The following is a 21,609-nucleotide window of genomic DNA, read 5'->3' on the forward strand; positions in this document are numbered from 1 at the left end:
CTGACGTACCGGCGTTCTGGCATACCGACGAAGAAGAGTTGGCCGGGAACGATCCCCCGGTTCCTCTTGACGCCATCGTGCTGGAACCGCTAGCAGATCACAAGGAGTGATATTTCAGATACTGATAGAGAACGCAAGAGACTCCATGAGCTCCCTCACTCCCCTCCGCAACTGTTCAACTGCGGGACGGAGACGGGCCTCTTGCTCCAGGGGGAGAGAAAGCGCCATCGTCCCGATCATGTCACCCACGGTGACGGGAATAGCGGCGCAGACGGTTCCGAGCGCGTACTCCTGACGCTCGACCACGGTTCCCGGGCGGGCGTTTGCGGCCATGCGCTCCAGCAGCGCCTCCCGGTCGCGCACGGAGTAGGGCGTGACCTGCTGCACCGGGTGGCGGTCGAGATGGTCGCGCCGCGCCTCCGTGTCGAGCTGACCGAGCAGGCACTGCCCGATCGCATGGGCGTGGGCGGTCTCGCGGAAGTCGGCCCACTCGGGGACGGCCGGGGCGTAGGGCGTGTCGGAGACCGCCACGACATCGACCTCACCCTCGCGGTACACCGCGAAGTAGACGGCGACGCCGATCGCGTCCCGCCACTGGGTCAGGGAGTCCTGGAGCCTGGCGCGACGATTCTGCTGGGAGCGGTCGAGGGCCAGCCGGTCGACCGCGGGGCCGAGGGTGAAGACGCCCTTGTCCCGCCGCAGGTAGTCCTCGTGCGTGAGGGTGCGCAGCAGGTGGTAGGCGGTGGCCAGCGGGATGCCGGCCTCCCGCGCCAGCTGCTTGGCGGGCGCGCCGTCGCGATGCGCCCCGGCCGCCTCCAGCAGCCTCAAGGCCCGCTGCACCGAGCCGATCAGGGTAGGGACGGCAGCGGACGTAGCCCTGGCCATAGGTCACCCCCAGGCGTGTGACGGGCTGCGTGCCCGCCCGCGGGGGCCGCCCCCGCGCGGCCGCCGCAGCCCGCGGTCCTGGGGACCACAGATCCGGGACCGCCGTTCCGGGCCGGCCGGCCGGGACACGGGCACCTGCCCGGGACGGGACGGCAGGGGCTCGGGGCGGAGCCGTCACCTGTGGAGATGGGCCGAGGGGGCGGCAGAGGGCTGTCACTCTAACGGCAGCCGGGGGACGGCACGGGCTTACGCCGTTCCGTTCCCCCGGGCGGGCTAATACGGCAGCGCCGGGGCAGTCACCCGGCGCCGCGCGGGCCGCTCCGCCCGCTCCGTGCGAGGGGCCCGACCGGCCCCTCGCCGCTCCTCACCAGTCGCTCCGCGAGGAGCCCGAGGACGCCGTGAACTTCCTGACGACGAAGACGAGCACGCCGACCAGGGCCACGAACAGCAGCACCTTGAAGAGCAGGCCGACGACGAAGGCGACGATGCTCGTGATCAGCCCGCCGAACACGACCAGGGCGATGACGGGTACGGCGATCCACTTCACCCACCACGGCATCCCCGCGAAAATCTCCCGCACAGCCATCGCGCTACCTCTTTCTCCGAGTCCGTGCCTTCGATGCTAGGCGGCGGCGGACGCCGAGCGGCGCCCTCGATCCCCCGAACTCCCCTGAGCCACCCCCTAGGGAACCCGGGGCCCTGGCCCCGGACGCCGCCCCGGCACGGCGGCCCCGTCAGCCCTCGGGCGGCGAGAAGACGACCATGACCCGCAGGTCCTCGCTGATGTGGTGGAAGCGGTGCGGCACCCCGGCCGGCACATAGACCACGCTGCCGCGGCCGACCTGGGTCGTCTCGGTACCGACCGTGATCGCGGCGCGACCGCTGACGACGAAGTACACCTCGTCCTGCCGGTGCGGCTGCTGCGGGTCCGTCTGCCCGGCGTCCAGCGCGTACAGCCCGACCGACATGTTCCGCTCGCGGAGGAACTGCAGATACGCCCCCTCGTTGGCGGCGCGCTCCGCCTCCAGTTCGTCCAGCCGGAATGCCTTCATGCCCGTCCGCCCCTGCCCTTCGCCCGATCGTGTCTGCCACGATCAGACACATGATGAATTTTGCAGTCAAGACGCTAGCCAACGCCGGGGCCCTGCTGGTCGCCATCTGGCTCGTGCAGGACATCACCCTGACCGGTGACAGCACCGGCAGGAAGGCGCTCAGCCTGATCCTGGTCGCGCTGATCTTCGGACTGGTCAACTTCTTCGTGAAGCCGGTGCTCCAGGTCCTCACCCTGCCGCTGTTCATCCTCACGCTCGGGTTGATCACACTGGTCGTCAACGCCCTGATGCTGATGCTGACGTCCTGGCTCGCCGACCAGTTCGATCTGAACTTCCATGTCGAGGGCTTCTGGACGGCCGTCCTCGGCGGCCTGATCATCTCCATCGTCTCCTGGGCCCTCAACGTGGTGCTGCCCGACGGGGACTGAACCCCGCCGCACCGGCGCCTCCCGGCCCCGGCGGACGACCGCGCCCCGCCGGGGCCGCTGCCCCTCCGCCCCCGTGCCCGACAATGGGCGAGGCGCCGGGCGGGGCACCCACCCGGCGCGACCGGCACAGGCGAAGGAGCGTCGCGGCATGACCGGTACACCCGCGGGAGAGGGCACCCGAGCGGTCAGGGCGGGGTTGCCCGACCCGGTGAACCACGAACCCACCTTGCCCGGGCCGGTGTTCGCCGCCCACTTCCACCTCTCGGGCGACCCGACGGGGCCGTACGCGTACGGCCGGGAGTCCAACCCCACCTGGACGCACCTGGAGCGGGCCGTCGGGGAGCTGGAAGCCCCCGGGGAACCTGTGGAGACGGTCGCGTTCGCCTCCGGCATGGCGGCGATCTCGGCCGTGCTCATGTCCCAACTGCGCTCCGGCGACACCGTGGTGCTCCCCTCCGACGGCTACCAGGCACTCCCGCTGGTACACGAGCAGCTACGCGCCTGGGGGATCACCGTGCGCACGGCGCCGACCGGTGGGGACGCGCAGCTGGCCGTGCTGGACGGGGCGCGGCTGCTGTGGATCGAGACGCCCTCCAACCCCGGGCTGGACGTCTGCGACATCCGGCGGCTGACCGGGGCGGCACACGCCGCCGGGGCGCTCGTCGCGGTGGACAACACCCTCGCCACCCCGCTCGGGCAGCGTCCGCTCGCCCTGGGGGCGGACTTCTCGGTGGCCAGCGGGACCAAGGGCCTGACCGGTCACGGGGACGTGCTGCTCGGCCATGTGAGCTGCCGCGATGCCGGGAAGGCCGCCGAAGTGCGGCACTGGCGCAAGATCGTCGGCGCCATCCCGGGCCCGATGGAGGCATGGCTGGCACACCGGTCCCTCGCCACGCTGCAGCTGCGCTCCGACCGCCAGTCGGCCACCGCGCTGGCGCTGGCGGAGTCCCTTCGGCGGCGGGCGGAGGTCACGGGCCTGCGCTACCCGGGCCTGCCCGGCGACCCCTCGCATCCGGTGGCCTCCCGCCAGATGCGGCGCTTCGGCTGCGTGGTCTCCTTCGTGCTGCCCGACCGCGACCACGCGGAGCGCTTCCTGCGCGCCCTGACGCTGGTCGACGACGCGACCAGTTTCGGCGGGGTGCGCTCCACCGCGGAGCGGCGCCGCCGCTGGGGCGGGGACGACGTCCCGGAGGGTTTCATCCGCTTCTCGGTCGGTGCCGAGGACCCCGAGGACCTGCTGGCCGACGTGGCCCGGGCGCTGGACGCGGCGGCACCCTGACCCCGGTCCCCCGGCGAACGGTCCGAGCCTCCCCCCTCGTGGCTCGGACCGTTCCGGTTCCTCCTGCGAAGAACCGTGCGGACAAGGCTAGTTGACTCAGCGTCAGTGTCCAATCACCCTAGCGACAGCGACCTATCGACATATTTATAGTTGGCCGGGTTCGAGAGCATCGCCGGATCGGGAGGTCATGGCATGGATCTGGCCCTGCTGCGCACGTTCGTCACGGTGCACCGGGCCGGATCCTTCACCCGGGCCGCGGCACTGCTGGGGCTCTCCCAACCGGCGGTGACCGGCCAGATACGGACGCTGGAGCGCCAGCTCGGCCGTCCGCTCTTCCTGCGCAAGGCCCGCGGTGTCACTCCGACCACCATCGGCGACGAACTCGCCCACCGGGCCGCCCCGCACCTGGACGCGCTGGTGGAGATCGCCGAAGGCGGGCTGCGGGACGACTCCGCGGTCCGCACGCTGCATCTCGCGGGTCCGCCCGAGTTCACCGCGGTCCGTGCCCTGCCCGCGCTCACCCCCCTGGTGTCCCAGGGGCTCGCCCTGCGGACGTCCTTCGGCACGGCGGAGAGCGCGTTGGACGGGCTGTCCGCGGGCCACCACGATCTGGCGATCACCACCGCCCGCCCGCGCGGACGGCTCCTGGCGTCGACCACCCTCTGCGACGAGGAGCACGTCCTCGTCGCCGCCCCGCGCTGGGCGCACCACCTCCCGCCGGAGGACCTCCGCAAGGGACATGTGGTCCTCGCGCAGCTGCCCGTCGTGGAGGTGCACGAGTCGCTGCCGCTCGTCTCCCGGTACTGGCACGCGGTCTTCGAATCGCGTCCTGCGGCCGCGGCCGCCGTGGTCGCGCCCGACCTGCACGCGGTCCTCGCGGCGACCACCGCGGGAGCGGGGCTCGCCGTGCTGCCGCGCTATCTGTGCGAGGGGGCGCTGAGAGAGGGGCGGCTGATCCCCCTCCTGGAGCCCCCCGTCCCCCCGCTGCGGACCTACTTCCTCGTGGTCCGCACCGGCACCCTGGCCCATCCGCACATCGCCCGCGCCCACGACCACCTGCTCCGTGCGGCCGCCGACTGGTGAGCGGCTCCCGCACCGCATCCGGACCGGGCACGCGTTTCAGAGGGCCCGATGTGGGCCACTCTCTTGCCATGACCGAACGACCCGTGGTCAAGCGCACCGCACGCGCCATCCTGCTCGACGGCGGCGACCTCGTCCTGATCAAGCGCACCAAGCCGGGAGTGGACCCCTACTGGCTCACCCCCGGCGGAGGCGTGGAGCCGGGGGACGCCACCGTGGTCGACGCCCTGCACCGCGAGGTGCACGAGGAACTCGGCGCCAAGATCACCGATGTGGTCCCCTGCTTCGTCGACACGGTGGAGCACATCGCGGACGGCGGCGTGACCGGTGTGAAGGTGCAGCACTTCTTCGTCTGCCGCCTGGAGTCGATGAACCCCTCGCTCCGGCACGGCCCCGAGGTGGAGGAGCCGGTCGGCGAGTACGAGATCGTGCGGGTGCCCTTCAGCAGGGTCGGCATCGCCGCCGTCCACCTGGTCCCGCTGTCCCTGCGCCACTACCTGGACGGCAACATCGAGGGCGTACGGGCCATGCACGCCCCGGACCTGGGCTGAGCCGAGCCTCCGGGCCGGGGCGGGCGCCGCCCGCCCCGGAGGCGCCGGCCGTCAGTACGCGTACGGCACCAGGTCCTCGACCGCGTCGTGCAGGATCCGCCGTGCGGGGAAGCCGAGCGCCTGCAACTCCTCCACCCCGTTCCTGATCATTCCGGCGGGCCCGGACAGGCAGGCGTCGAAACCGTCCCACGGGCCGTAGCTCCCCAGCCCGCGCAGGGCCCTCGGAAACCGCGCGTCGGCGTCGACCACGGGGAGCACCGAGAGCCAGGGGTACGTCCGCTGGAGCCGCCGCAGGGTGTCGAGGGCGTACAGGTCGTGGTCGGAGCGGGCGCCGTAGAACACCTCGACGGGCCGCCGTCCGCCGTGCCCCGCCACGTCCTCGACGAGGGCCGTGATCGGGGCGATGCCCGTCCCCCCGCCGAGGCAGAGCAGGCCGCGGTCGGAGGCGTGGTCCACGGTCATCGACCCGGCGGGCGGTCCGATCCTCAGGACGTCACCGGGGCGGGCCCGGTGCACCAGGGCGCCGGAGACCCAGCCCGCCGGCACCGCCTTGACGTGGAAGGCCAGCAGCCCGTCGGCCCGCGGCGCCCCGGCGAACGAGTAGTGGCGCCAGACCCTCGGCCACCAGGGCGTCTCCAGGGCCGTGTACTGACCGGCGAGGAACGGGTACGGACGGTCGGGCCGCAGGGTGACCACCGCGACCTCGGGCGTCCTCAGATCGTGGGAGACGACCTCGGCCTCCCACCAGGCGGGGTGGTGCCGCTCGTCCTCCGCGGCGGCGTCGATCATGATCCCCGAGATCGTGGTGTACGTGCGCACCCAGGCCGCCTCCGTCTCGGCGTCCCAGACCTCGGCCGCGTAGCGGGTGAGCGCGCCGATCAGCGCCTCGCCCACCGCGGGATAGTGGAAGGACTGCGTCCCGTACCTGCGGTGGCCGCGCCCCAGGTCCCGCAGGTAGTGCGAGAGGACGGCCGGGTCGTCCATGTGCTCCGCGGCGGTCAGCAGGGCCTTCACCAGCCGGTCGCGCTGGAGGTCCATCGCGACCGGGAACATCGGGCGCAGCGCGGGGTGGCGGACGAAGAGCAGGGCGTAGAAGTACGAGACCAGCTGGTCGGCGACGGGTGCGACGGCGGCCATCGTGCGGCGTACGAGGACGGCGTCCCTCGACGGGGGCGCGGTGGGGGCGGCTTCCGGTGCGGGGGGCGCGGTTTCCGGTGCAGGGGGCGCGGTGGGGGTGCGGCCTGCCTCGGGGGCGTCTCCGGGGCCCGCCGCGTCCCGGACGATCGAGAGCTGCGGCCGTCTGCCGGGGCGGACGGACCGGGGGCCCGAGCGGCACACCGGGGAGTCCGGATCGGCCGGGGCCGCCTGCTGTTCCGCGTTCGGCCGGGAGGTACCGGGGGACAGTGGGGGCAGGGGGCCGGGGAGGGGGCCGCCCGACGGCTGCCCGCCGTGTGCGGACCGCGGCTGCGCTGTCGCCCGTATGCCTCTGCCACCGGGCCTACCGTTCCCTGCCGACATACCGGCCGGAGCATCCATGCGTCTGCCTCACTCGAACATCTCTCGATCGGTTGCGCCGGTTCTCGTTCCGAACTCCGCGCCTGGCCGAACCCGCCGCGCCTCGGTCGCTTCCGCGCGTCGGGGGCCGTGCAGGGCCGCGCCTTCACCCGATCTGTCCGCAGCGGCCGCTGTCGCAGGATGGCAGAGGCCCCACGGAGCCGGAGGCAAGAGCGGGAAGTCCCGCCCGGGCGAATCCTTTTCCCTCTAGGCTGTGTCGCTCCCCGAGAGAGTGGCCGCACGGGGCGGTGCGGCCGGACCTCGGGAACCGCCCTGCCTCAGGAGCACGCAGCCGGGGCCCGCCGCCCCGAGGGATCCCGCGGAACCCTCGCACGGGACGCGGCCAGGACGGCGTCGCGGCGGATGTTTCACGTGAAACGACGTGCCCGGCCCCTGCCTGCGGGCCAGTCCCTCGTCCCGACCGGACGGAGCACCACCACGCTCGGACGGCTCCGTGCCGGTGGGTTCCGGGCTCCGCACCCGGACTCCGCACCAAGGAGGCAGCCGCCTGCCGCACCGGGCCGAATGGGCGGCCGAGTATTGCCCGAAAGGACTGGACGGAAGATCCATGAGTCGTACAGCCTGGCTCCATGCCGACACTTCTCGCCGAACTGTCCATCAGGCACCTGACCCACGGTGACCTCTCCGCCTGCGCCGATCTCTCCGAGGACCGGGGCTGGCCGCGCGAGGAGCACAAGTGGGGACTCCTGTTGAGCGCCGGCACCGGGCACGGGATCGACGCCCCCGACGGCAAGGGCCTGGCCGCCGCGTGTGTGGTGACCTCGTACGGTCCCGGCCTCGCGGCCATCGGCATGGTGCTGGTGGCCGAACGGTTCTCCCGCCAGGGGATCGGAAGGCGTCTGATGCGGCACGTCCTCGCGGAGGCGGAAGGTACTCCGCTCACGCTCCACGCCACCCCCACGGGGCGCCCCCTCTACGAGGAGCTGGGGTTCGAGGTCCAGGGGCGGGCCGAGATGCTTCGAGGCCACTTCACCCCCCGGGAAACGGTGCCCTCGGTCGCCACCCGTGCCGCGACAGCGGAGGACATCCCCCGGATGCTCCGTCTGGACGCCGAGGTGTTCGGAGCCGACCGGACCGCTCTCCTCGCCCGGCTTCCCGCCTTCGCCGACCACCTGCGGGTGGCGGAGAGGGCGGGCGAACTGGTGGGCTACACCGCCGCCTGGCCCAATATGGACACCCATGTCGTCGGCCCTCTGATCGCCGAGAACACGGATACGGCGAAGGCGCTGATCGCTTCTCTGGCGCGGTGCACCGACCGGCCCCTGCGGACGGACATCGACGTCCGGCACGAGGAACTACTGCGCTGGGTGCGGGCCCAGGGGCTGGAAACGGTCGCCCACAACGCGGTGATGACCCTCGGCACGCAGGAGCTGCCCGGGGACTGGACCCGCCGCTTCGCCCCCCTGACCGTGGCAGCGGGCTGACCCGCACCAGCAACCGGCGGGATCCGTCCCCTTCCCGGGAGCGGAGCGCTCGGCGCGGCGCCCCGCTCCTGAGGGCTCCCCGCCCGACCGCCTCCGCGGCTCCCGGCCTCCTCGCCTCCCGGCCTCCTCGCCTCCCCGGCTCCCCGGCTCCCCGACGCAGAGCCGTACCAGGCACCGGGGACGGTGGGCCACGGCCCGGGAGGCAGGGGACGGTGCGGCGCAGGATCCCGAATCGCCTGCTGCTCCCGGCCGTTCACCCCGCCGCCCTCGGCCGTCGAGCGCCTGAGGTCCTGCGTAGTCTGCGGGACATGAGCGATCTTCAGATACGCCCGGCGACCGCAGAGGACATCCCGGCCATCGTGGCCATGCTGGCCGACGACCCGCTGGGGGCGCAGCGGGAGTCACCCGACGACCTCGCCCTGTACCTCACCGCCTTCGAAGAGCTGGCCGCGGACCCCCGTCAGCACCAGACGGTGGCGGTACGGGGCGACCGCGTGGTCGGCATGCTGCAGCTCACCGTGGTGCCCGGCCTGTCTCGACGCGGTGCCACCCGGGCGATCGTCGAAGCCGTCCGGGTCCACCGGGACGAGCGCGGCAGCGGCCTGGGGACCGAGCTGATCGAGTGGGCCGTCGAGGAGTCCCGCCGTCTGGGGTGCGGGCTCGTCCAGCTCACCTCGGACACCAGGCGGACCGATGCCCACCGCTTCTATCGGCGCCTTGGCTTCACCCCGTCCCATGTGGGCTTCAAGCTGGCCCTCTGAGCGCCCGCGCGGGGCGCCCCGACCATGAAGCGCGGGCGCCCCGACCTCCCTGGCGGGCACGGGGCCGACCGCACCGGAGGCGGCCGGCCCCGTGCGCCCTTGCCGCGGCACCGCTCCGGGGCGGGACCATCGCCCGGAGAGCATCCCGCACGGCGCAAACTGCCCGGGCAGCCCTCAGATGCCGCGCCAACCGCCTTCGTCCACACCGCCGGGCACCGCGTCACCCGGTTCATAGGGCTCCCGGGTGAACACGAAGGACCCCAGGTCGAGATGGCCGACCGCCCCGTCGGGCCGGCGCACCACCCGCAGCGTCTCTCCCGCGTAGTAGCCGTCCAGGCCGGTCCAGGCATCCTCGCCCGCCGCGACGAACCGGGAGCCGCGTCCCCCACCGCGCAGCAGGTCGAGCGTCAGCCCGCCGTCGGAGGTGAGGCGGAGGCCGTAGGCGTGGGTACCCCAGTACCAGGGGCCCGCCAGGGCCAGCAGCCGGGTGTCCACCTCCCCAGCGGGGCGCCAGGGGTCCGGGAAGCGGGGCTCCGCATCGGCGACGATCCGTACCAGCTCGGCCGCCGCCGGGCCGGGCAGCGGCCCCGAGGTGGCGTTGGCGAGCGCCACGGCGGCCACCCCCTCCTCCACGCACAGCCACAGACCGGCCAGGAAGCCCGGCAGGGAGCCGCAGTGGCCCACCAGGGTGCGCTCCCCGCTGCGGGTGATCTGCATACCCAGCCCGTAGGTGCCGCTCCAGTCCCCGGCGGCCGCGGGAACCGCAGGGGTGCGCATCTCCCGGACCGAGGCCGCGCCGAGGACCCGCTCGTCGCCCTCCGCCAGGAACCAGGCGAAGCGGAGCAGATCGGCGGCGGTCGACCACAGCTGCCCCGCGGGTGCCATCAGGCCCAGGTCCTCGGCGGGCTCGGGAAGCAGGGCGTCGGCCCAGGGATGCACGGCCCACCCCCTCGCGTACGGCTCCTGCGGCTGGGCGCTCGTACGATGCAGCCCCAGCGGTTCGAGGACCTCGCGCCGGAGGGCCTCCTCCCAGGACATCCCCCGCAGCGCCTCGACGAGTGAACCGAGCAGCGTGTAACCGGGGTTGGAGTAGTGGAACAGACGGCCGGGGGGATGCATCCGGGCGCCCTCCCCGATCACGTCGGGGAGGGAGGGACGCAGCGAGCCCGGTGTCCGCTCCCACCACGGAGCGGGGGCCTCGGCGCCCAGCCCCCCGCTGTGCGCCAGGAGCTGGGCGATGGTCACCTCGCCCACCTCGGTTCCGGGAAGGTGCTTCTCCAGCGGGTCGCCGAGATCGAGGAGCCCTTCGTCACGCAGACGCATGACCAGCACGGCGGTGAAGGTCTTGGTGATGGAGCCGATCCGGTACTGGGCGTCCGCCCCGGGAGCGGCGGCCTCCTCGAGTCCGGTGCGGGAGCCGGTCCACAGGACTCGCCCGTCCCGCAGCACGCCTCCCACAAGGCTGGGTGTGCGCCCCTCCGTCTGCGCGACCGCGATGCGGTGCAGCAGAGCCCTGCGCGTGCCGGGCAGCAGGTCTTCCGATTCTGAGGTCATACCCCAGGTCTATCGGTGGCCCGGCCACCCCGTCGACCCGATTCGCCCGACCCGGCCGAATCCCCCGCCGGTACCGCTTCGGCGGCTGTCGCGGGCCGAGGTCCGGCCGGGCCTTCCCCGTCCCCGGCGTCCGGAGACGACCCCGCAGAGGGCGAAGGCGCCCGCAGATCACCTGCGGGAACGGGCGGCTTCCGCCGGAGCCTGCCCGGCCGTTGCCGCCGGTCGGCCGCCCGCCCGTGCCCGTCCGCTGTCCAGCGGACGCGGGAGGCCCCTGTCTCCAGACCTCAGAGACTCGCGAGGAGGCCGTCGAGCGGGGGCGGTGTCCGATCCGCGGCGAGGGCCTCGGCAAGGAGGCGGCCATAGCGGATCTTGCGGCCCTTCTTCGTACCGAGGAAGCGCCGCAGCTGCTGATGCCGGGGCCGGCCGAGCTGTGCGGGCTGACGCTGGAAGGACTGCCACGCACGGAAGTCGCCCTCGGCGCGGAGGACCTCCTCGACCCCCGCCGTGCCGAGTGAGCGGATGAGTTCGTCCTCCAGATCCGCGGTGCAGACGTAGACGTCCCGGAGCGGAGCCTGCGAGCGCCTCAGCCCGCGTTCGTAGAAGCCCTTCTCGCCCGCGTCGCACAGCCCTGTCAGGCGCAGACCGAGCCCGGTGGGTCCGAGGAGCCCGGCGTAGCGGGCGGCGTTCATCGCCCCGCCCATCGGCACGGTGCACACTCCCTCGGCGGCCAGGCTCCGGCCGTGCCGGGCGGCCAGGGCCTCGACGGCCGCGAGATCGCTCCGCCCTTCCAGGAGCACCGCGGTCCGCACACCCAGGCGTTCTGCCAGATCGCGCGCCGGCCCGTCGGGACCCCCACTCGCCCAGCCGGTGACCGCATCCCGGAACGCGCCCATGTCCGCCATGGGGCGAGTCTGCCCGTCCGCCGGTGCCACGGCACGGGGATATCCGACGACCTCGGAGGCTGTCCCCCGTCGTGCCCCGGGGTTCCTCCGGTCGCCTCGTCGGGCGGCCCATGCCGCCGGTCGGCCGACATCGCGACCGGGAGAACGGCGGGCGCCCCGAGGACCTGCGAGAGGTCCGGGCTCAGGTCTGGGCCATGTCCACGAAGCGGGAGTAGTGGCCCTGGAAGGCGACGGTGATGGTGGCCGTCGGGCCGTTGCGGTGCTTGGCCACGATCAGGTCGGCCTCGCCCGCGCGCGGGGACTCCTTCTCGTAGGCGTCCTCGCGGTGCAGGAGGATCACCATGTCGGCGTCCTGCTCGATGGAACCCGACTCACGGAGATCGGAGACCATCGGCTTCTTGTCCGTGCGCTGTTCGGGACCTCGGTTCAGCTGGGAGAGTGCGATGACCGGGATCTCCAGCTCCTTGGCCAGCAGCTTGAGGTTACGGGACATGTCGGAGACCTCCTGCTGGCGGCTCTCCGCCCGCTTGGAGCCGCCCGACTGCATCAGCTGGAGGTAGTCGATGACCACCAGCTTGAGGTCGTTGCGCTGTTTCAGACGCCGGCACTTGGCGCGGATCTCCATCATCGACAGGTTCGGGGAGTCGTCGATGTAGAGCGGGGCCTGGGAGACGTCGGGCATCCTGCGGGCCAGCCGGGTCCAGTCCTCGTCGGTCATGGTGCCCGAGCGCATGTGGTGCAGGGCCACCCTGGCCTCGGCCGAGAGGAGCCTCATGGCGATCTCGTTGCGTCCCATCTCCAGGGAGAAGATGACGCTGGGCAGGTTGTTCCTGATCGACGCCGCCCGGGCGAAGTCCAGTGCCAGAGTCGACTTGCCCATCGCCGGACGGGCCGCGATGACGATCATCTGCCCCGGGTGGAGCCCGTTGGTCAGAGAGTCGAAGTCGGTGAACCCCGTGGGGACTCCGGTCATCTCGCCGCTGCGGGAGCCGATCGCCTCGATCTCGTCGAGGGCCCCCTCCATGATGTCGCCGAGGGGGAGGTAGTCCTCGCTCGTGCGCTGCTCGGTGACCGCGTAGATCTCCGCCTGCGCGGAGTTCACGATCTCGTCGACGTCGCCGTCGGCCGCGTACCCCATCTGCGTGATCTTGGTGCCGGCCTCGACGAGGCGCCTCAGCACCGCGCGTTCGTGGACGATCTCGGCGTAGTAGGAGGCGTTGGCCGCGGTGGGAACCGACTGCACCAGGGTGTGGAGGTAGGGGGCCCCTCCCACACGGGTGATCTCGCCCCGCTTGACCAGCTCCGCGGCGACGGTGATCGGGTCGGCGGGCTCGCCCTTGGCATAGAGGTCGAGAATGGCCTGGAAGACCGTCTCGTGCGCCGGACGGTAGAAGTCGTGGCCCTTGATGATCTCGACGACGTCGGCGATGGCGTCCTTGGAGAGCAGCATGCCGCCGAGTACCGACTGCTCGGCGTCGAGGTCCTGGGGCGGAACGCGCTCGAAGGCCGGCCCACCGTCCCAGGCTCCGTCGCTGCCGCGGTCGTGACGGTCCTCGCGGTTGTCACGGCTCCCGCGACCACCCTGGGGCTCGCCTCCGCGGCGTCGGGCGGGCAGACGGTCGCCCGGTGTGTCGGCCGCCCACGGGTCGTCCAAGGGCTCGGAGATACTCACCCGGGGCCACCTCCTCCCGTCCGCACCGCGGACCTCTGCCGTGGCACTCTTTCTACGCCACGACACCGACAGATCGAGCCGCCCGAGCTCCCTCGCGGCGCGTCGGGCGACGGTCCACGGTAGGCCCGGCGGGGGCGTCAGCCAATCTGGTTATCCACAGGCTGTGTGGATGAAAGACCAGATGCTGTGGAGAACTCTCCCGAACCTGTGCACGGAGCAGGGGACAGCACTGTGGACAACGGCACACCACCACCGCAGACCCCTATCTGACCTGCAGTTTTTACATCCACCGGCTGTGCAGGAGAAAAACTTCCTCCCCCGGCACAAGATCAGCCGAAGCGCCCTCGCCGCCACCCTCCGTCCAGCGATCATGTAAGGGATGCAGATACATTGCATCTCTTACCTGTGGAAGATTAGATTGATCCCATGACCCAGGCCCCTGCGACCTCCCGAGCGCACAGAAGTCGCCATGACCGCGAGATCGTCTCCCTGGCCGTCCCGGCCTTCGGCGCCCTGGTCGCCGAGCCCCTGTTCGTCATGGCGGACAGCGCCATCATCGGCCACCTGGGCACACCCCAGCTCGCCGGACTCGGAGTCGCTGCCGCCCTTCTCATGACCGCCGTCAGCGTCTTCGTCTTCCTCGCCTACGCCACCACGGCCGCAGTGGCCCGACGCGTCGGTGCGGGCGACCTGCGGGCGGCCCTGCGCCAGGGGATGGACGGGATCTGGCTCGCGCTCCTACTGGGCATCGCGGTCGTCGTCGTCACGCTGCCGTCGGCACCCTGGTGGGTCGCCCTCTTCGGAACGTCCGAGACCGCGACCCCTCATGCCGTCACCTATCTCCGCATCTCCAGCCTCGGCATCCCCGCCATGCTGATCGTGCTGGCGGCCACCGGCGTGCTGCGCGGGCTCCAGGACACCAGGACTCCCCTGTATGTGGCGATCGGCGGCTTCACGGCCAACGCCGTGCTCAACCTGGCCCTCGTCTACGGTGCCGGACTCGGCATCGCGGGCTCCGCATGGGGCACCGTCGCCGCCCAGTACGGCATGGCTCTCGCCTATCTGCTCGTGGTCGTCCGAGGCGCACGCCGCCATCACGCCTCGCTCCGCCCGGATGCCGCCGGCATCCGGGCGAGCGCCCATGCCGGTGTCCCCCTGCTCATCAGGACGCTGTCCCTGCGTGCCGTGCTGATGATCGCCACGGCGGTCGCGGCACGCCTGGGCGACGCCGACATCGCCGCGCACCAGATCGTCCTCTCCCTGTGGAGTCTGCTCGCCTTCGCTCTCGACGCGATCGCCATCGCCGGTCAGGCGATCATCGGCCGCTACCTCGGGGCCGGTGACGCGGAGGGGGCGCGGCAGGTATGCAGACGGATGGTGCAGTGGGGCATGGCGACGGGTGTGGCCCTGGGGATCCTGGTGATCGCGGCCCGCCCTCTGTTCATCCCCCTCTTCACCAGCGACCAGACCGTGCAGGACACTCTTCTGCCCGCGCTGCTCGTGGTGGCCGTGTCCCAGCCGATCGCCGGAGTCGTGTTCGTCCTCGACGGTGTGCTCATGGGCGCGGGGGACGGCCCCTATCTCGCAGGCGCCATGGTCGTCACGCTGGCCGCCTTCCTTCCCGCCGCACTGCTGGTGCCGCACCTCGGTGGCGGGCTCACCGCGCTGTGGTGGGCGATGACCCTGATGATGACCGTTCGGTTGATCACTCTCTGGTGGCGCGCACGCTCGGGCCGCTGGATCGTGACCGGCGCGGCTCGATGACGGGAAGACTGTTCTGTTTCACGTGAAACAGAACAATCAACCCGGCACCGTCCTGTTTCACGTGAAACGGGACGGGATGCAGAGGGACCGGGCACGGCGAAGGGCCGCACCCTGACGGGTGCGGCCCTTCGTCGGCTCAGAAGAGCAGGGTCACGAGCGGTCTCAGGCGGCGACGACCTCGACGCCGAGCTCCGCAGCGACCTCGGGGTGCAGACGCACGGACACCTGGTGCGAACCCAGGGTCTTGATCGGCGCACCGAGCTCGACACGACGCTTGTCGACCTCCGGGCCACCGGCGGCCTTGATCGCCGAAGCGACGTCGGCCGGCGTGACGGAGCCGAAGAGGCGGCCGGCGTCGCCGGAGCGAACGGACAGGCGCACCTTCACGGACTCGAGCTGGGCCTTCACGGAGTTGGCCTGCTCGATCGTCGCGATCTCGTGGATCTTGCGGGCGCGGCGGATCTGCGCCACGTCCTTCTCGCCGCCCTTGGTCCAGCGGATCGCGAAACCGCGCGGGACCAGGTAGTTGCGAGCGTAGCCGTCCTTGACGTCGACGACGTCGCCGGCGGCACCGAGGCCGGAGACCTCGTGGGTGAGGATGATCTTCATGATTCGGTCACCCTTCCCTTATCGCGCGGTGGACGTGTAGGGCAGCAGCGCCATCTCACGGCTGTTCTTGACGGCCGTGGCGACGTCACGCTGGTGCTGCGTGCAGTTGCCGGTCACGCGGCGGGCACGGATCTTGCCGCGGTCGGAAATGAACTTCCGCAGCATGTTCGTGTCCTTGTAGTCCACGTACGCGGTCTTGTCCTTGCAGAACGCGCAGACCTTCTTCTTAGGCTTGCGCACAGGCGGCTTCGCCATGGTGTTTCTCCTGTGTGATCAAGAAGTGGGAGTACGAGCTGCCCTAGAAGGGAGGCTCGTCCGAGGAGCCGCCACCGGAACCGCTGGAGCCTCCGCCCCAGCCGCCACCGGAACCGCCGGAGCCTCCGCCCCAGCCGCCGCCCTGCTGCTGACCCCCGCCGGCCGGTGCGCCGGTGGCCCACGGGTCGTCGGCGGGAGCCCCGCCGCCGCCCTGCTGGCCGCCGCCGGGGCCCTGGCCCCAGCCGCCGCCACCCTGCTGGCCGCCGCCGTAACCGCCCTGGCCGCCTCGGCCGGTGGTCTTGGTGACCTTGGCCGTGGCGTTGCGGAGGCTGGGGCCGACTTCCTCGACATCCAGCTCGAAGACCGTGCGCTTGACGCCCTCGCGGTCCTCGTAGGACCGCTGCTTCAGACGCCCCTGCACGACGACACGCATGCCGCGCTGCAGGGACTCGGCGACGTTCTCCGCCGCCTGCCGCCAGACCGAGCAGGTCAGGAACAGGCTCTCGCCGTCCTTCCACTCATTGGTCTGCCGGTCGAAGGTGCGGGGAGTGGACGCGACGCGGAACTTCGCGACCGCCGCACCGGACGGGGTGAAGCGCAGCTCGGGGTCGTCGACGAGATTGCCGACGACCGTGATGACGGTCTCGCCTGCCATGGGGGAACCTCTCGGCGGGGATTGCTTCTGGCTGCTTGCTGCTACTCGGACCCGATGACCCTGAGCGGGAGGCTCAGTGGGTCTCGGGACGGAGGACCTTGGTCCGGAGGACCGACTCGTTCAGGTTCATCTGGCGGTCGAGCTCCTTGACGACCGCAGGCTCCGCCTGCAGGTCGATGACCGAGTAGATGCCCTCGGGCTTCTTCTTGATCTCGTAAGCGAGACGACGACGGCCCCAGGTGTCGACCTTCTCGACCTTTCCGTTGCCCTCACGGACGACGGAGAGGAAGTTCTCGATCAGCGGGGAGACAGAGCGCTCCTCGAGATCGGGGTCGAGGATGACCATCACCTCGTAGTGACGCATGTGGAACCCACCTCCTTTGGACTCAGCGGCCACGGTCGTTCCGTGGCAGGAGGGTCGTGATGCGTGCGCAACGGTATCGGCGGCCACTGACAGCGCCGTCCGGACCACGCGGATCCGGGACTGGCATGCCTGGGCCTGGGCAGAGACCGGTGCAGACCGTACAGCCTACCCGTCCACCGGCTTCCGGTTGAAATCCGGGAGCGAATGGCCGCAATCTGTACGCATCGGGTGCATGCGGCGCTACGATGCGCGCCGCCTCTCTGCACAGCCAGGAGGTGCCTCATGGCACAGACAATGCGACGCCAGACCACCGCACTGCGGCGGCAGTCCTCCTCCCCCGCCTCCCTGCTCGCCACCGACGGCAAGCCCCATCCCCTGCAGGACACCCTGATGGCGGCCACGCTGGTGCTCGGCGCCGTGGCCTTCATCACCGCGATGTGGCACAACCTCCACCTGCTCAGCTCGTGGGCGGGCCTGGTGGGCATCATCACCGGCGCCTACGGCCAGTTCATCTCGGCGACGACCCGTGAGCGCTTCCTGCTGATCATCGGTCTGGGCGCCTCCGCGGTGGGCTTCTTCCTCGGCATGGCCCACGGCGGGCTCTTCGGAGGAGTCCTCGGCTGACTCCGGAGCCCCGCCCCGGAGTCCTCGGCTGACTCCGGAGCCCCGCCCGCCACCGCCGCCGCGGCACCGGGCGGACGAGGGGCGCGGGCCGTACGCGGCCCGCGCCCGCGTACGGTGTGACCCGCAGCTGTGCACAGACATTCGGGGCGCTGCGCAGGCGCAGTAGGCTTCGGCGCGAGAGCCGGAGCCCCTGTACCCATGGGGACACACCTGCCGAGGAGCCCCCGCATGAGCCTGACCCTGAGGACCATCAGCCGTGAGCAGCATCTGGCCTATATCCAGAGCCTGCCCTCGGCGAGTCACTGCCAGGTCCCGGCGTGGGCTGATGTGAAGACCGAGTGGCGCTCGGAGAACCTGGGCTGGTTCGACAGGAACGATCAGCTGGTCGGCGCCGGGCTGGTCCTGTACCGCCAGCTGCCCAAGATCAAGCGCTATCTGGCGTACCTGCCCGAGGGACCGGTGATCGACTGGTACGCGCCCAACCTGGACGACTGGCTCCAGCCCATGCTGGCGCACCTCAGGAACCAGGGCGCGTTCTCCGTCAAGATGGGGCCTCCGGTCGTCATCCGCCGGTGGGACGCCCCCGCGATCAAGGCCGGCATCCAGGACCCGGACGTGAAGCGCCTGCGGGACGTCCAGGCCACCCACGTCGAGCCGCGCGCCTTCGAGGTGTCCGACCGCCTCCGCAAGATGGGCTGGCAGCAGGGCGAGGACGGCGGTGCCGGCTTCGGCGACGTGCAGCCGCGGTACGTCTACCAGGTCCCGCTGGCCAACCGCTCGCTCGACGACGTCCTCAAGGGCTTCAACCAGCTCTGGCGCCGCAACATCAAGAAGGCCGAGAAGGCCGGTGTGGAAGTCGTGCAGGGCCGCTACGAGGACCTGGAGGAGTGGCAGCGCCTGTACGAGATCACGGCCGTGCGCGACCGCTTCCGCCCCCGCCCGCTCTCCTACTTCCAGCGCATGTGGACCGTCCTCAACAACGAGGACCCGAACCGCATGCGTCTCTACTTCGCCCGGCACAACGGCGTGAACCTCTCGGCGGCGACCATGCTGGTCGTCGGCGGCCACGTCTGGTACTCCTACGGCGCCTCCGACAACATCGGCCGCGAGGTGAGGCCGTCCAACGCGATGCAGTGGCGGATGCTGCGCGACGCCTACGCCATGGGCGCCACCGTCTACGACCTCCGCGGCATCAGCGACTCGCTCGACGAGACGGACCACCTCTTCGGCCTGATCCAGTTCAAGGTCGGCACCGGCGGTGAGGCCGTCGAGTACATCGGCGAGTGGGACTTCCCTCTCAACAAGCTGCTCCACAAGGCGCTGGACATCTACATGTCGCGCCGCTGAGGCGACGGGGCGGCCCCGGCACGGGAGGCGGCCGCCCGGCGCCCGACTCCGTACCCTCGTACACACCCCCTGAACACCGCAGCCACCAGAAAGGGTCCGGCCAGTATGGCGCTCTCCCTCTACGTCGACACCGCGCGCTGGCGGGCACACCAGAAGTCGGTCATCGACCAGTTCCCCGGCCTCGTCCCGGTCTGCAAGGGCAACGGGTACGGCTTCGGCCACGAGCGCCTCTGCGAGGAGGCGGCCCGCTTCGGGACCGACATGCTGGCCGTGGGCACCACGTACGAGGCGGCGCGCATCAAGGACTGGTTCGGCGGTGACCTGCTCGTCCTCACCCCGTTCCGGCGGGGCGAGGAGCCCGTGCCGCTGCCGGACCGCGTGGTGCGGTCCGTGTCCTCCGTCGACGGCGTGTACGCGCTGGTGGGCGCCCGGGTGGTGATCGAGTGCATGAGCTCGATGAAGCGCCACGGGATCACCGAGGAGGAGCTCGGCCAGCTCCACGCGGCGATCGAGGACGTCCGCCTCGAGGGCTTCGCCCTGCATCTGCCCCTCGACCGCACCGACGGTTCGGACGCCGTCGAGGAGGTCATCGCCTGGATGGACCGGCTCCGCGCCGCGCGTCTGCCGCTGGGCACCATGTTCGTCAGTCATCTGCGGGCCGACGAGCTGGCCCGCCTGCAGCAGCAGTTCCCGCAGACCCGGTTCCGCGCCCGCATCGGCACCCGGCTCTGGCTGGGGGACCACGAGGCCACCGAGTACCGCGGAGCCGTTCTGGACGTCACCCGTGTGGCCAAGGGCGACCGGTTCGGCTACCGGCAGCAGAAGGCCGCCTCGGACGGCTGGCTGGTGGTGGTCGCCGGGGGCACCTCGCACGGTGTGGGGCTGGAGGCCCCCAAGGCCCTGCACGGGGTGATGCCCCGGGCCAAGGGCGTGGCGCGGGCCGGACTGGCGACCGTCAACCGCAATCTGTCGCCCTTCGTGTGGGCGGGCAAGCAGCGCTGGTTCGCCGAGCCGCCGCACATGCAGGTGTCGATCCTCTTCGTACCGGCCGATGCCCAGGAGCCCAAGGTGGGCGACGAGCTGGTCGCCCACCTGAGGCACACCACGACCCAGTTCGACCGTCTGGTGGACCACTGACGGTCCCCGACCGCAAGGCCGCCGCGGGGCGGGTGCAGGGAGGCTCCTGCACCTGCCCCGCACCGCCTTCGGGGCACCGGGGCGTCAAGGGGCCTCAGACCGTGCTGCGCGGCGCCGTCTCCGCTCCCGGGCCGCTCAGCGCCCCGCGAGCGGCGTACGCCTGCTCCCCGCCGCGGTCCGGGGTGTCCTTCCGGGAGCCGGTAGCGCCGAGGACGAACACGTCCTCGGCGCCGTCGAGGATCCCGCCCGAGGGGTCGTCGTCTCCGTCCCGGCGCACCACGTCGCGCTCCGGCCGCAGGATGTCCCGCAGGATCACCGCGCAGAGGTAGAGCGTCCCCAGCAGGTGCAGGGCGATGGCGAGCTGGTATCCCTCGACCGGCAGGCCCTGGTGCTTCTCGCTGGTCGTGTACGCCAGGTACATCCAGATCCCGAGGAAGTACAACACCTCGCAGGCCTGCCAGACGAGGAAGTCCCGCCAGCGGGGCCTGGCGAGGGCGGCCAGGGGGATCAGCCACAGGACGTACTGCGGGGAGTAGACCTTGTTGGTCAGGATGAAGACCGCGACCAGCAGGAAGACCAGCTGGGCGAACCGGGGGCGGCGCGGGGCCTTCAGGGTGAGCAGGCACAGACCGACGAAGGCCACGACCACCAGGGCGATCGCCGCGTCGTTGACGAACTGCACGTCGATGGGCTTCCCGGTGCGCTGGGTGATGACCAGCCAGAAGGAGCCGAAGTCGATCGACCGCTCCTGGCTGAAGGCGTAGAACTTCTTCCAGCCCTCGGGGGCGAGCACCATCACCGGCAGGTTGACCGCGAGCCACGCCCCTGCCGCCGACAGACAGGCGGTGAGGAACGGGCGCCAGCGTCCGGTGCGCCAGCACAGGGGGAGCAGGGGAGCGAGCAGGAACACCGGGTACAGCTTCGCGGCCGTCGCCAGTCCGATGAGGATGCCGAAGGCCAGGACCCGCCCGCGCGACCACATGAGCATCGCGGCGGCGGTGAGGGCGACCGCGAAGAGGTCCCAGTTGATGGTGGCCGTCAGGGCGAAGGCGGGGGCCAGGGCGACGAGCATGCCGTCCCACGGCCGGTGGCGGTGGGTGCGGGCCACGCACACGGCGATCACCGCGGTGCACACCATGAGCATGCCCGCGTTCACCAGCCAGTAGAGCTGCTCGCGCTGCATGACGTCGCCGTCGGAGATGCCCAGCCAGAAGCCGATGTCGCTGATCCAGGAGGCGACCTGCATGAACAGTCCGGTGAGCACGGGGTACTCCAGGTACTCCATGTCGCCGGGCAGACGGTCGATGTAGGGGACGAGCCCCTCGGAGAACCCGCGGCCCAGGTACAGGTGCGGGATGTCGGAGTAGCAGGCGTGGGTGTACTGGGAGCTGGCTCCCCGGAACCAGGCCCAGTTGTAGCAGGGCAGCTTCTGCACCATGCCCAGCGCGAACATGCCGATCGCGGTCAGCGCGACCACCGCCGCGGGGGTGAACCGCCCGGCCGTGCCGCCGCGCGCCCGACGGCCGAGAGGCCCTCCGATCAGCTCGGAGGCGGCCGCGGCGATGCTGTCGCTCCGGGTGGGAGCCACGTCGGGGCGGTCCTGCCCCACCGGGCCCGCACCGGGGCGTGCCGGGTGCGCGGTGGTCTCTTCTGGGCTGGGCATGGTGCACATCCTGCCGTACCGGGTGGCG

At 71.5% G+C, this 21,609-nt stretch carries 22 protein-coding genes; 10 read left to right on the forward strand and 12 right to left on the reverse strand.

Annotated features, from left to right (window positions below; translation table 11 throughout):
* Positions 1-114 precede the first annotated feature (114 nt).
* The 3 genes from ACGF15_RS13120 to ACGF15_RS13130 all read right to left on the reverse strand — a co-directional run bounded on the left by ACGF15_RS13120 (position 115) and on the right by ACGF15_RS13130 (position 1,937).
* Positions 115-885 carry a helix-turn-helix domain-containing protein gene (locus ACGF15_RS13120; protein WP_345612256.1) on the reverse strand — a complete coding sequence of 257 codons (771 nt, stop codon included), beginning with the start codon at positions 883-885 and terminating at the stop codon, positions 115-117.
* A gap of 364 nt (positions 886-1,249) precedes the next feature.
* Positions 1,250-1,465 carry a DUF5326 family protein gene (locus tag ACGF15_RS13125; RefSeq protein WP_256526277.1) on the reverse strand — a complete coding sequence of 72 codons (216 nt, stop codon included), beginning with the start codon at positions 1,463-1,465 and terminating at the stop codon, positions 1,250-1,252.
* 154 nt (positions 1,466-1,619) lie between these two features.
* On the reverse strand, positions 1,620-1,937 hold the full coding sequence (locus ACGF15_RS13130) for a cupin domain-containing protein (protein ID WP_345612254.1): 318 nt from the start codon (positions 1,935-1,937) through the stop codon (positions 1,620-1,622).
* Positions 1,938-1,987: 50 nt separating this feature from the next.
* Here ACGF15_RS13130 and ACGF15_RS13135 point away from each other — a divergent pair, with 50 nt between their 5' ends.
* The 4 genes from ACGF15_RS13135 to ACGF15_RS13150 all read left to right on the forward strand — a co-directional run bounded on the left by ACGF15_RS13135 (position 1,988) and on the right by ACGF15_RS13150 (position 5,275).
* Entirely contained in the window at positions 1,988-2,365 is a 378-nt protein-coding gene (locus ACGF15_RS13135; RefSeq protein WP_345612251.1) for a phage holin family protein, read from the forward strand.
* A gap of 148 nt (positions 2,366-2,513) precedes the next feature.
* Complete coding sequence (locus ACGF15_RS13140; protein WP_392798577.1) at positions 2,514-3,644, forward strand: cystathionine gamma-lyase; 1,131 nt, start codon at positions 2,514-2,516, stop codon at positions 3,642-3,644.
* Positions 3,645-3,836: 192 nt separating this feature from the next.
* A complete protein-coding gene (locus ACGF15_RS13145) occupies positions 3,837-4,727 on the forward strand; it encodes a LysR family transcriptional regulator (protein WP_345612247.1) in 891 nt (296 codons plus the stop codon).
* A gap of 68 nt (positions 4,728-4,795) precedes the next feature.
* Complete coding sequence (locus tag ACGF15_RS13150; protein WP_345612245.1) at positions 4,796-5,275, forward strand: NUDIX hydrolase; 480 nt, start codon at positions 4,796-4,798, stop codon at positions 5,273-5,275.
* A gap of 51 nt (positions 5,276-5,326) precedes the next feature.
* Here the strand turns inward: ACGF15_RS13150 and ACGF15_RS13155 are convergent, their stop codons facing one another.
* The gene (locus ACGF15_RS13155) at positions 5,327-6,412 is read right to left on the reverse strand and encodes a globin domain-containing protein (protein WP_392798582.1); all 1,086 of its coding nucleotides are present in this window, start codon (positions 6,410-6,412) and stop codon (positions 5,327-5,329) included.
* Between the two features lie 1,007 nt (positions 6,413-7,419).
* Here ACGF15_RS13155 and ACGF15_RS13160 point away from each other — a divergent pair.
* A complete protein-coding gene (locus tag ACGF15_RS13160) occupies positions 7,420-8,274 on the forward strand; it encodes a GNAT family N-acetyltransferase (RefSeq protein WP_392798585.1) in 855 nt (284 codons plus the stop codon).
* A gap of 308 nt (positions 8,275-8,582) precedes the next feature.
* Entirely contained in the window at positions 8,583-9,035 is a 453-nt protein-coding gene (locus ACGF15_RS13165; RefSeq protein ID WP_392798588.1) for a GNAT family N-acetyltransferase, read from the forward strand.
* A 174-nt stretch (positions 9,036-9,209) separates the two neighbouring features.
* On the opposite strand, the gene ACGF15_RS13170 is transcribed toward ACGF15_RS13165, so the two are convergent.
* The 3 genes from ACGF15_RS13170 to dnaB form a co-directional block, all read right to left on the reverse strand.
* Positions 9,210-10,589, reverse strand: a complete 1,380-nt coding sequence (locus tag ACGF15_RS13170) for a serine hydrolase domain-containing protein (protein ID WP_362608169.1) — start codon at positions 10,587-10,589, stop codon at positions 9,210-9,212.
* Positions 10,590-10,873: 284 nt separating this feature from the next.
* A complete protein-coding gene (locus ACGF15_RS13175; protein ID WP_362608167.1) occupies positions 10,874-11,491 on the reverse strand; it encodes a TOPRIM nucleotidyl transferase/hydrolase domain-containing protein in 618 nt (205 codons plus the stop codon).
* Positions 11,492-11,672: 181 nt separating this feature from the next.
* Complete coding sequence (gene dnaB, locus ACGF15_RS13180) at positions 11,673-13,163, reverse strand: replicative DNA helicase (protein ID WP_345612232.1); 1,491 nt, start codon at positions 13,161-13,163, stop codon at positions 11,673-11,675.
* A gap of 426 nt (positions 13,164-13,589) precedes the next feature.
* On the opposite strand from dnaB, the gene ACGF15_RS13185 reads away from it, so the two are divergent.
* Positions 13,590-14,927 (forward strand): MATE family efflux transporter, encoded by a 1,338-nt coding sequence (locus ACGF15_RS13185; protein ID WP_345612230.1) that lies wholly within the window; start codon positions 13,590-13,592, stop codon positions 14,925-14,927.
* A 162-nt stretch (positions 14,928-15,089) separates the two neighbouring features.
* Here the strand turns inward: ACGF15_RS13185 and rplI are convergent, their stop codons facing one another.
* The 4 genes from rplI to rpsF form a co-directional block, all read right to left on the reverse strand.
* A complete protein-coding gene (gene rplI, locus ACGF15_RS13190) occupies positions 15,090-15,536 on the reverse strand; it encodes a 50S ribosomal protein L9 (RefSeq protein ID WP_345612228.1) in 447 nt (148 codons plus the stop codon).
* 18 nt (positions 15,537-15,554) lie between these two features.
* A complete protein-coding gene (rpsR, locus tag ACGF15_RS13195) occupies positions 15,555-15,791 on the reverse strand; it encodes a 30S ribosomal protein S18 (protein ID WP_005315025.1) in 237 nt (78 codons plus the stop codon).
* Positions 15,792-15,834: 43 nt separating this feature from the next.
* Positions 15,835-16,446 carry a single-stranded DNA-binding protein gene (locus ACGF15_RS13200; protein ID WP_392798594.1) on the reverse strand — a complete coding sequence of 204 codons (612 nt, stop codon included), beginning with the start codon at positions 16,444-16,446 and terminating at the stop codon, positions 15,835-15,837.
* Positions 16,447-16,519: 73 nt separating this feature from the next.
* Positions 16,520-16,810, reverse strand: a complete 291-nt coding sequence (gene rpsF, locus ACGF15_RS13205; protein WP_093655579.1) for a 30S ribosomal protein S6 — start codon at positions 16,808-16,810, stop codon at positions 16,520-16,522.
* A gap of 282 nt (positions 16,811-17,092) precedes the next feature.
* Here rpsF and ACGF15_RS13210 point away from each other — a divergent pair, with 282 nt between their 5' ends.
* The 3 genes from ACGF15_RS13210 to ACGF15_RS13220 all read left to right on the forward strand — a co-directional run bounded on the left by ACGF15_RS13210 (position 17,093) and on the right by ACGF15_RS13220 (position 19,918).
* The gene (locus tag ACGF15_RS13210; protein ID WP_376426316.1) at positions 17,093-17,434 is read left to right on the forward strand and encodes a hypothetical protein; all 342 of its coding nucleotides are present in this window, start codon (positions 17,093-17,095) and stop codon (positions 17,432-17,434) included.
* A gap of 228 nt (positions 17,435-17,662) precedes the next feature.
* On the forward strand, positions 17,663-18,781 hold the full coding sequence (locus ACGF15_RS13215; protein WP_256522246.1) for a peptidoglycan bridge formation glycyltransferase FemA/FemB family protein: 1,119 nt from the start codon (positions 17,663-17,665) through the stop codon (positions 18,779-18,781).
* Positions 18,782-18,886: 105 nt separating this feature from the next.
* Positions 18,887-19,918 (forward strand): alanine racemase, encoded by a 1,032-nt coding sequence (locus ACGF15_RS13220; protein WP_345612221.1) that lies wholly within the window; start codon positions 18,887-18,889, stop codon positions 19,916-19,918.
* Between the two features lie 94 nt (positions 19,919-20,012).
* On the opposite strand, the gene ACGF15_RS13225 is transcribed toward ACGF15_RS13220, so the two are convergent.
* A complete protein-coding gene (locus ACGF15_RS13225) occupies positions 20,013-21,581 on the reverse strand; it encodes a glycosyltransferase family 87 protein (RefSeq protein ID WP_392798600.1) in 1,569 nt (522 codons plus the stop codon).
* Between the last annotated feature and the right edge of the window lie 28 nt (positions 21,582-21,609).

The organism is Streptomyces sp. NPDC048001, assembly GCF_043203115.1.
GTDB lineage: Bacteria > Actinomycetota > Actinomycetes > Streptomycetales > Streptomycetaceae > Streptomyces > Streptomyces sanyensis.

Coding starts and splice junctions, on each gene's coding strand:
- ACGF15_RS13225 (WP_392798600.1), bottom strand. CDS start 21,581: ATGCCCAGCCCAGAAGAGACCACCGCGCACCCGGCACGCCCCGGTGCG.
- ACGF15_RS13165 (WP_392798588.1), top strand. CDS start 8,583: ATGAGCGATCTTCAGATACGCCCGGCGACCGCAGAGGACATCCCGGCC.
- ACGF15_RS13135 (WP_345612251.1), top strand. CDS start 1,988: ATGATGAATTTTGCAGTCAAGACGCTAGCCAACGCCGGGGCCCTGCTG.
- rplI (WP_345612228.1), bottom strand. CDS start 15,536: ATGAAGATCATCCTCACCCACGAGGTCTCCGGCCTCGGTGCCGCCGGC.
- rpsR (WP_005315025.1), bottom strand. CDS start 15,791: ATGGCGAAGCCGCCTGTGCGCAAGCCTAAGAAGAAGGTCTGCGCGTTC.
- ACGF15_RS13170 (WP_362608169.1), bottom strand. CDS start 10,589: ATGACCTCAGAATCGGAAGACCTGCTGCCCGGCACGCGCAGGGCTCTG.
- ACGF15_RS13140 (WP_392798577.1), top strand. CDS start 2,514: ATGACCGGTACACCCGCGGGAGAGGGCACCCGAGCGGTCAGGGCGGGG.
- ACGF15_RS13160 (WP_392798585.1), top strand. CDS start 7,420: ATGCCGACACTTCTCGCCGAACTGTCCATCAGGCACCTGACCCACGGT.
- ACGF15_RS13150 (WP_345612245.1), top strand. CDS start 4,796: ATGACCGAACGACCCGTGGTCAAGCGCACCGCACGCGCCATCCTGCTC.
- ACGF15_RS13200 (WP_392798594.1), bottom strand. CDS start 16,446: ATGGCAGGCGAGACCGTCATCACGGTCGTCGGCAATCTCGTCGACGAC.
- ACGF15_RS13185 (WP_345612230.1), top strand. CDS start 13,590: ATGACCCAGGCCCCTGCGACCTCCCGAGCGCACAGAAGTCGCCATGAC.
- ACGF15_RS13120 (WP_345612256.1), bottom strand. CDS start 885: ATGGCCAGGGCTACGTCCGCTGCCGTCCCTACCCTGATCGGCTCGGTG.
- ACGF15_RS13220 (WP_345612221.1), top strand. CDS start 18,887: ATGGCGCTCTCCCTCTACGTCGACACCGCGCGCTGGCGGGCACACCAG.
- ACGF15_RS13175 (WP_362608167.1), bottom strand. CDS start 11,491: ATGGCGGACATGGGCGCGTTCCGGGATGCGGTCACCGGCTGGGCGAGT.
- ACGF15_RS13145 (WP_345612247.1), top strand. CDS start 3,837: ATGGATCTGGCCCTGCTGCGCACGTTCGTCACGGTGCACCGGGCCGGA.
- ACGF15_RS13130 (WP_345612254.1), bottom strand. CDS start 1,937: ATGAAGGCATTCCGGCTGGACGAACTGGAGGCGGAGCGCGCCGCCAAC.
- ACGF15_RS13210 (WP_376426316.1), top strand. CDS start 17,093: ATGGCACAGACAATGCGACGCCAGACCACCGCACTGCGGCGGCAGTCC.
- rpsF (WP_093655579.1), bottom strand. CDS start 16,810: ATGCGTCACTACGAGGTGATGGTCATCCTCGACCCCGATCTCGAGGAG.
- ACGF15_RS13215 (WP_256522246.1), top strand. CDS start 17,663: ATGAGCCTGACCCTGAGGACCATCAGCCGTGAGCAGCATCTGGCCTAT.
- ACGF15_RS13155 (WP_392798582.1), bottom strand. CDS start 6,412: ATGGCCGCCGTCGCACCCGTCGCCGACCAGCTGGTCTCGTACTTCTAC.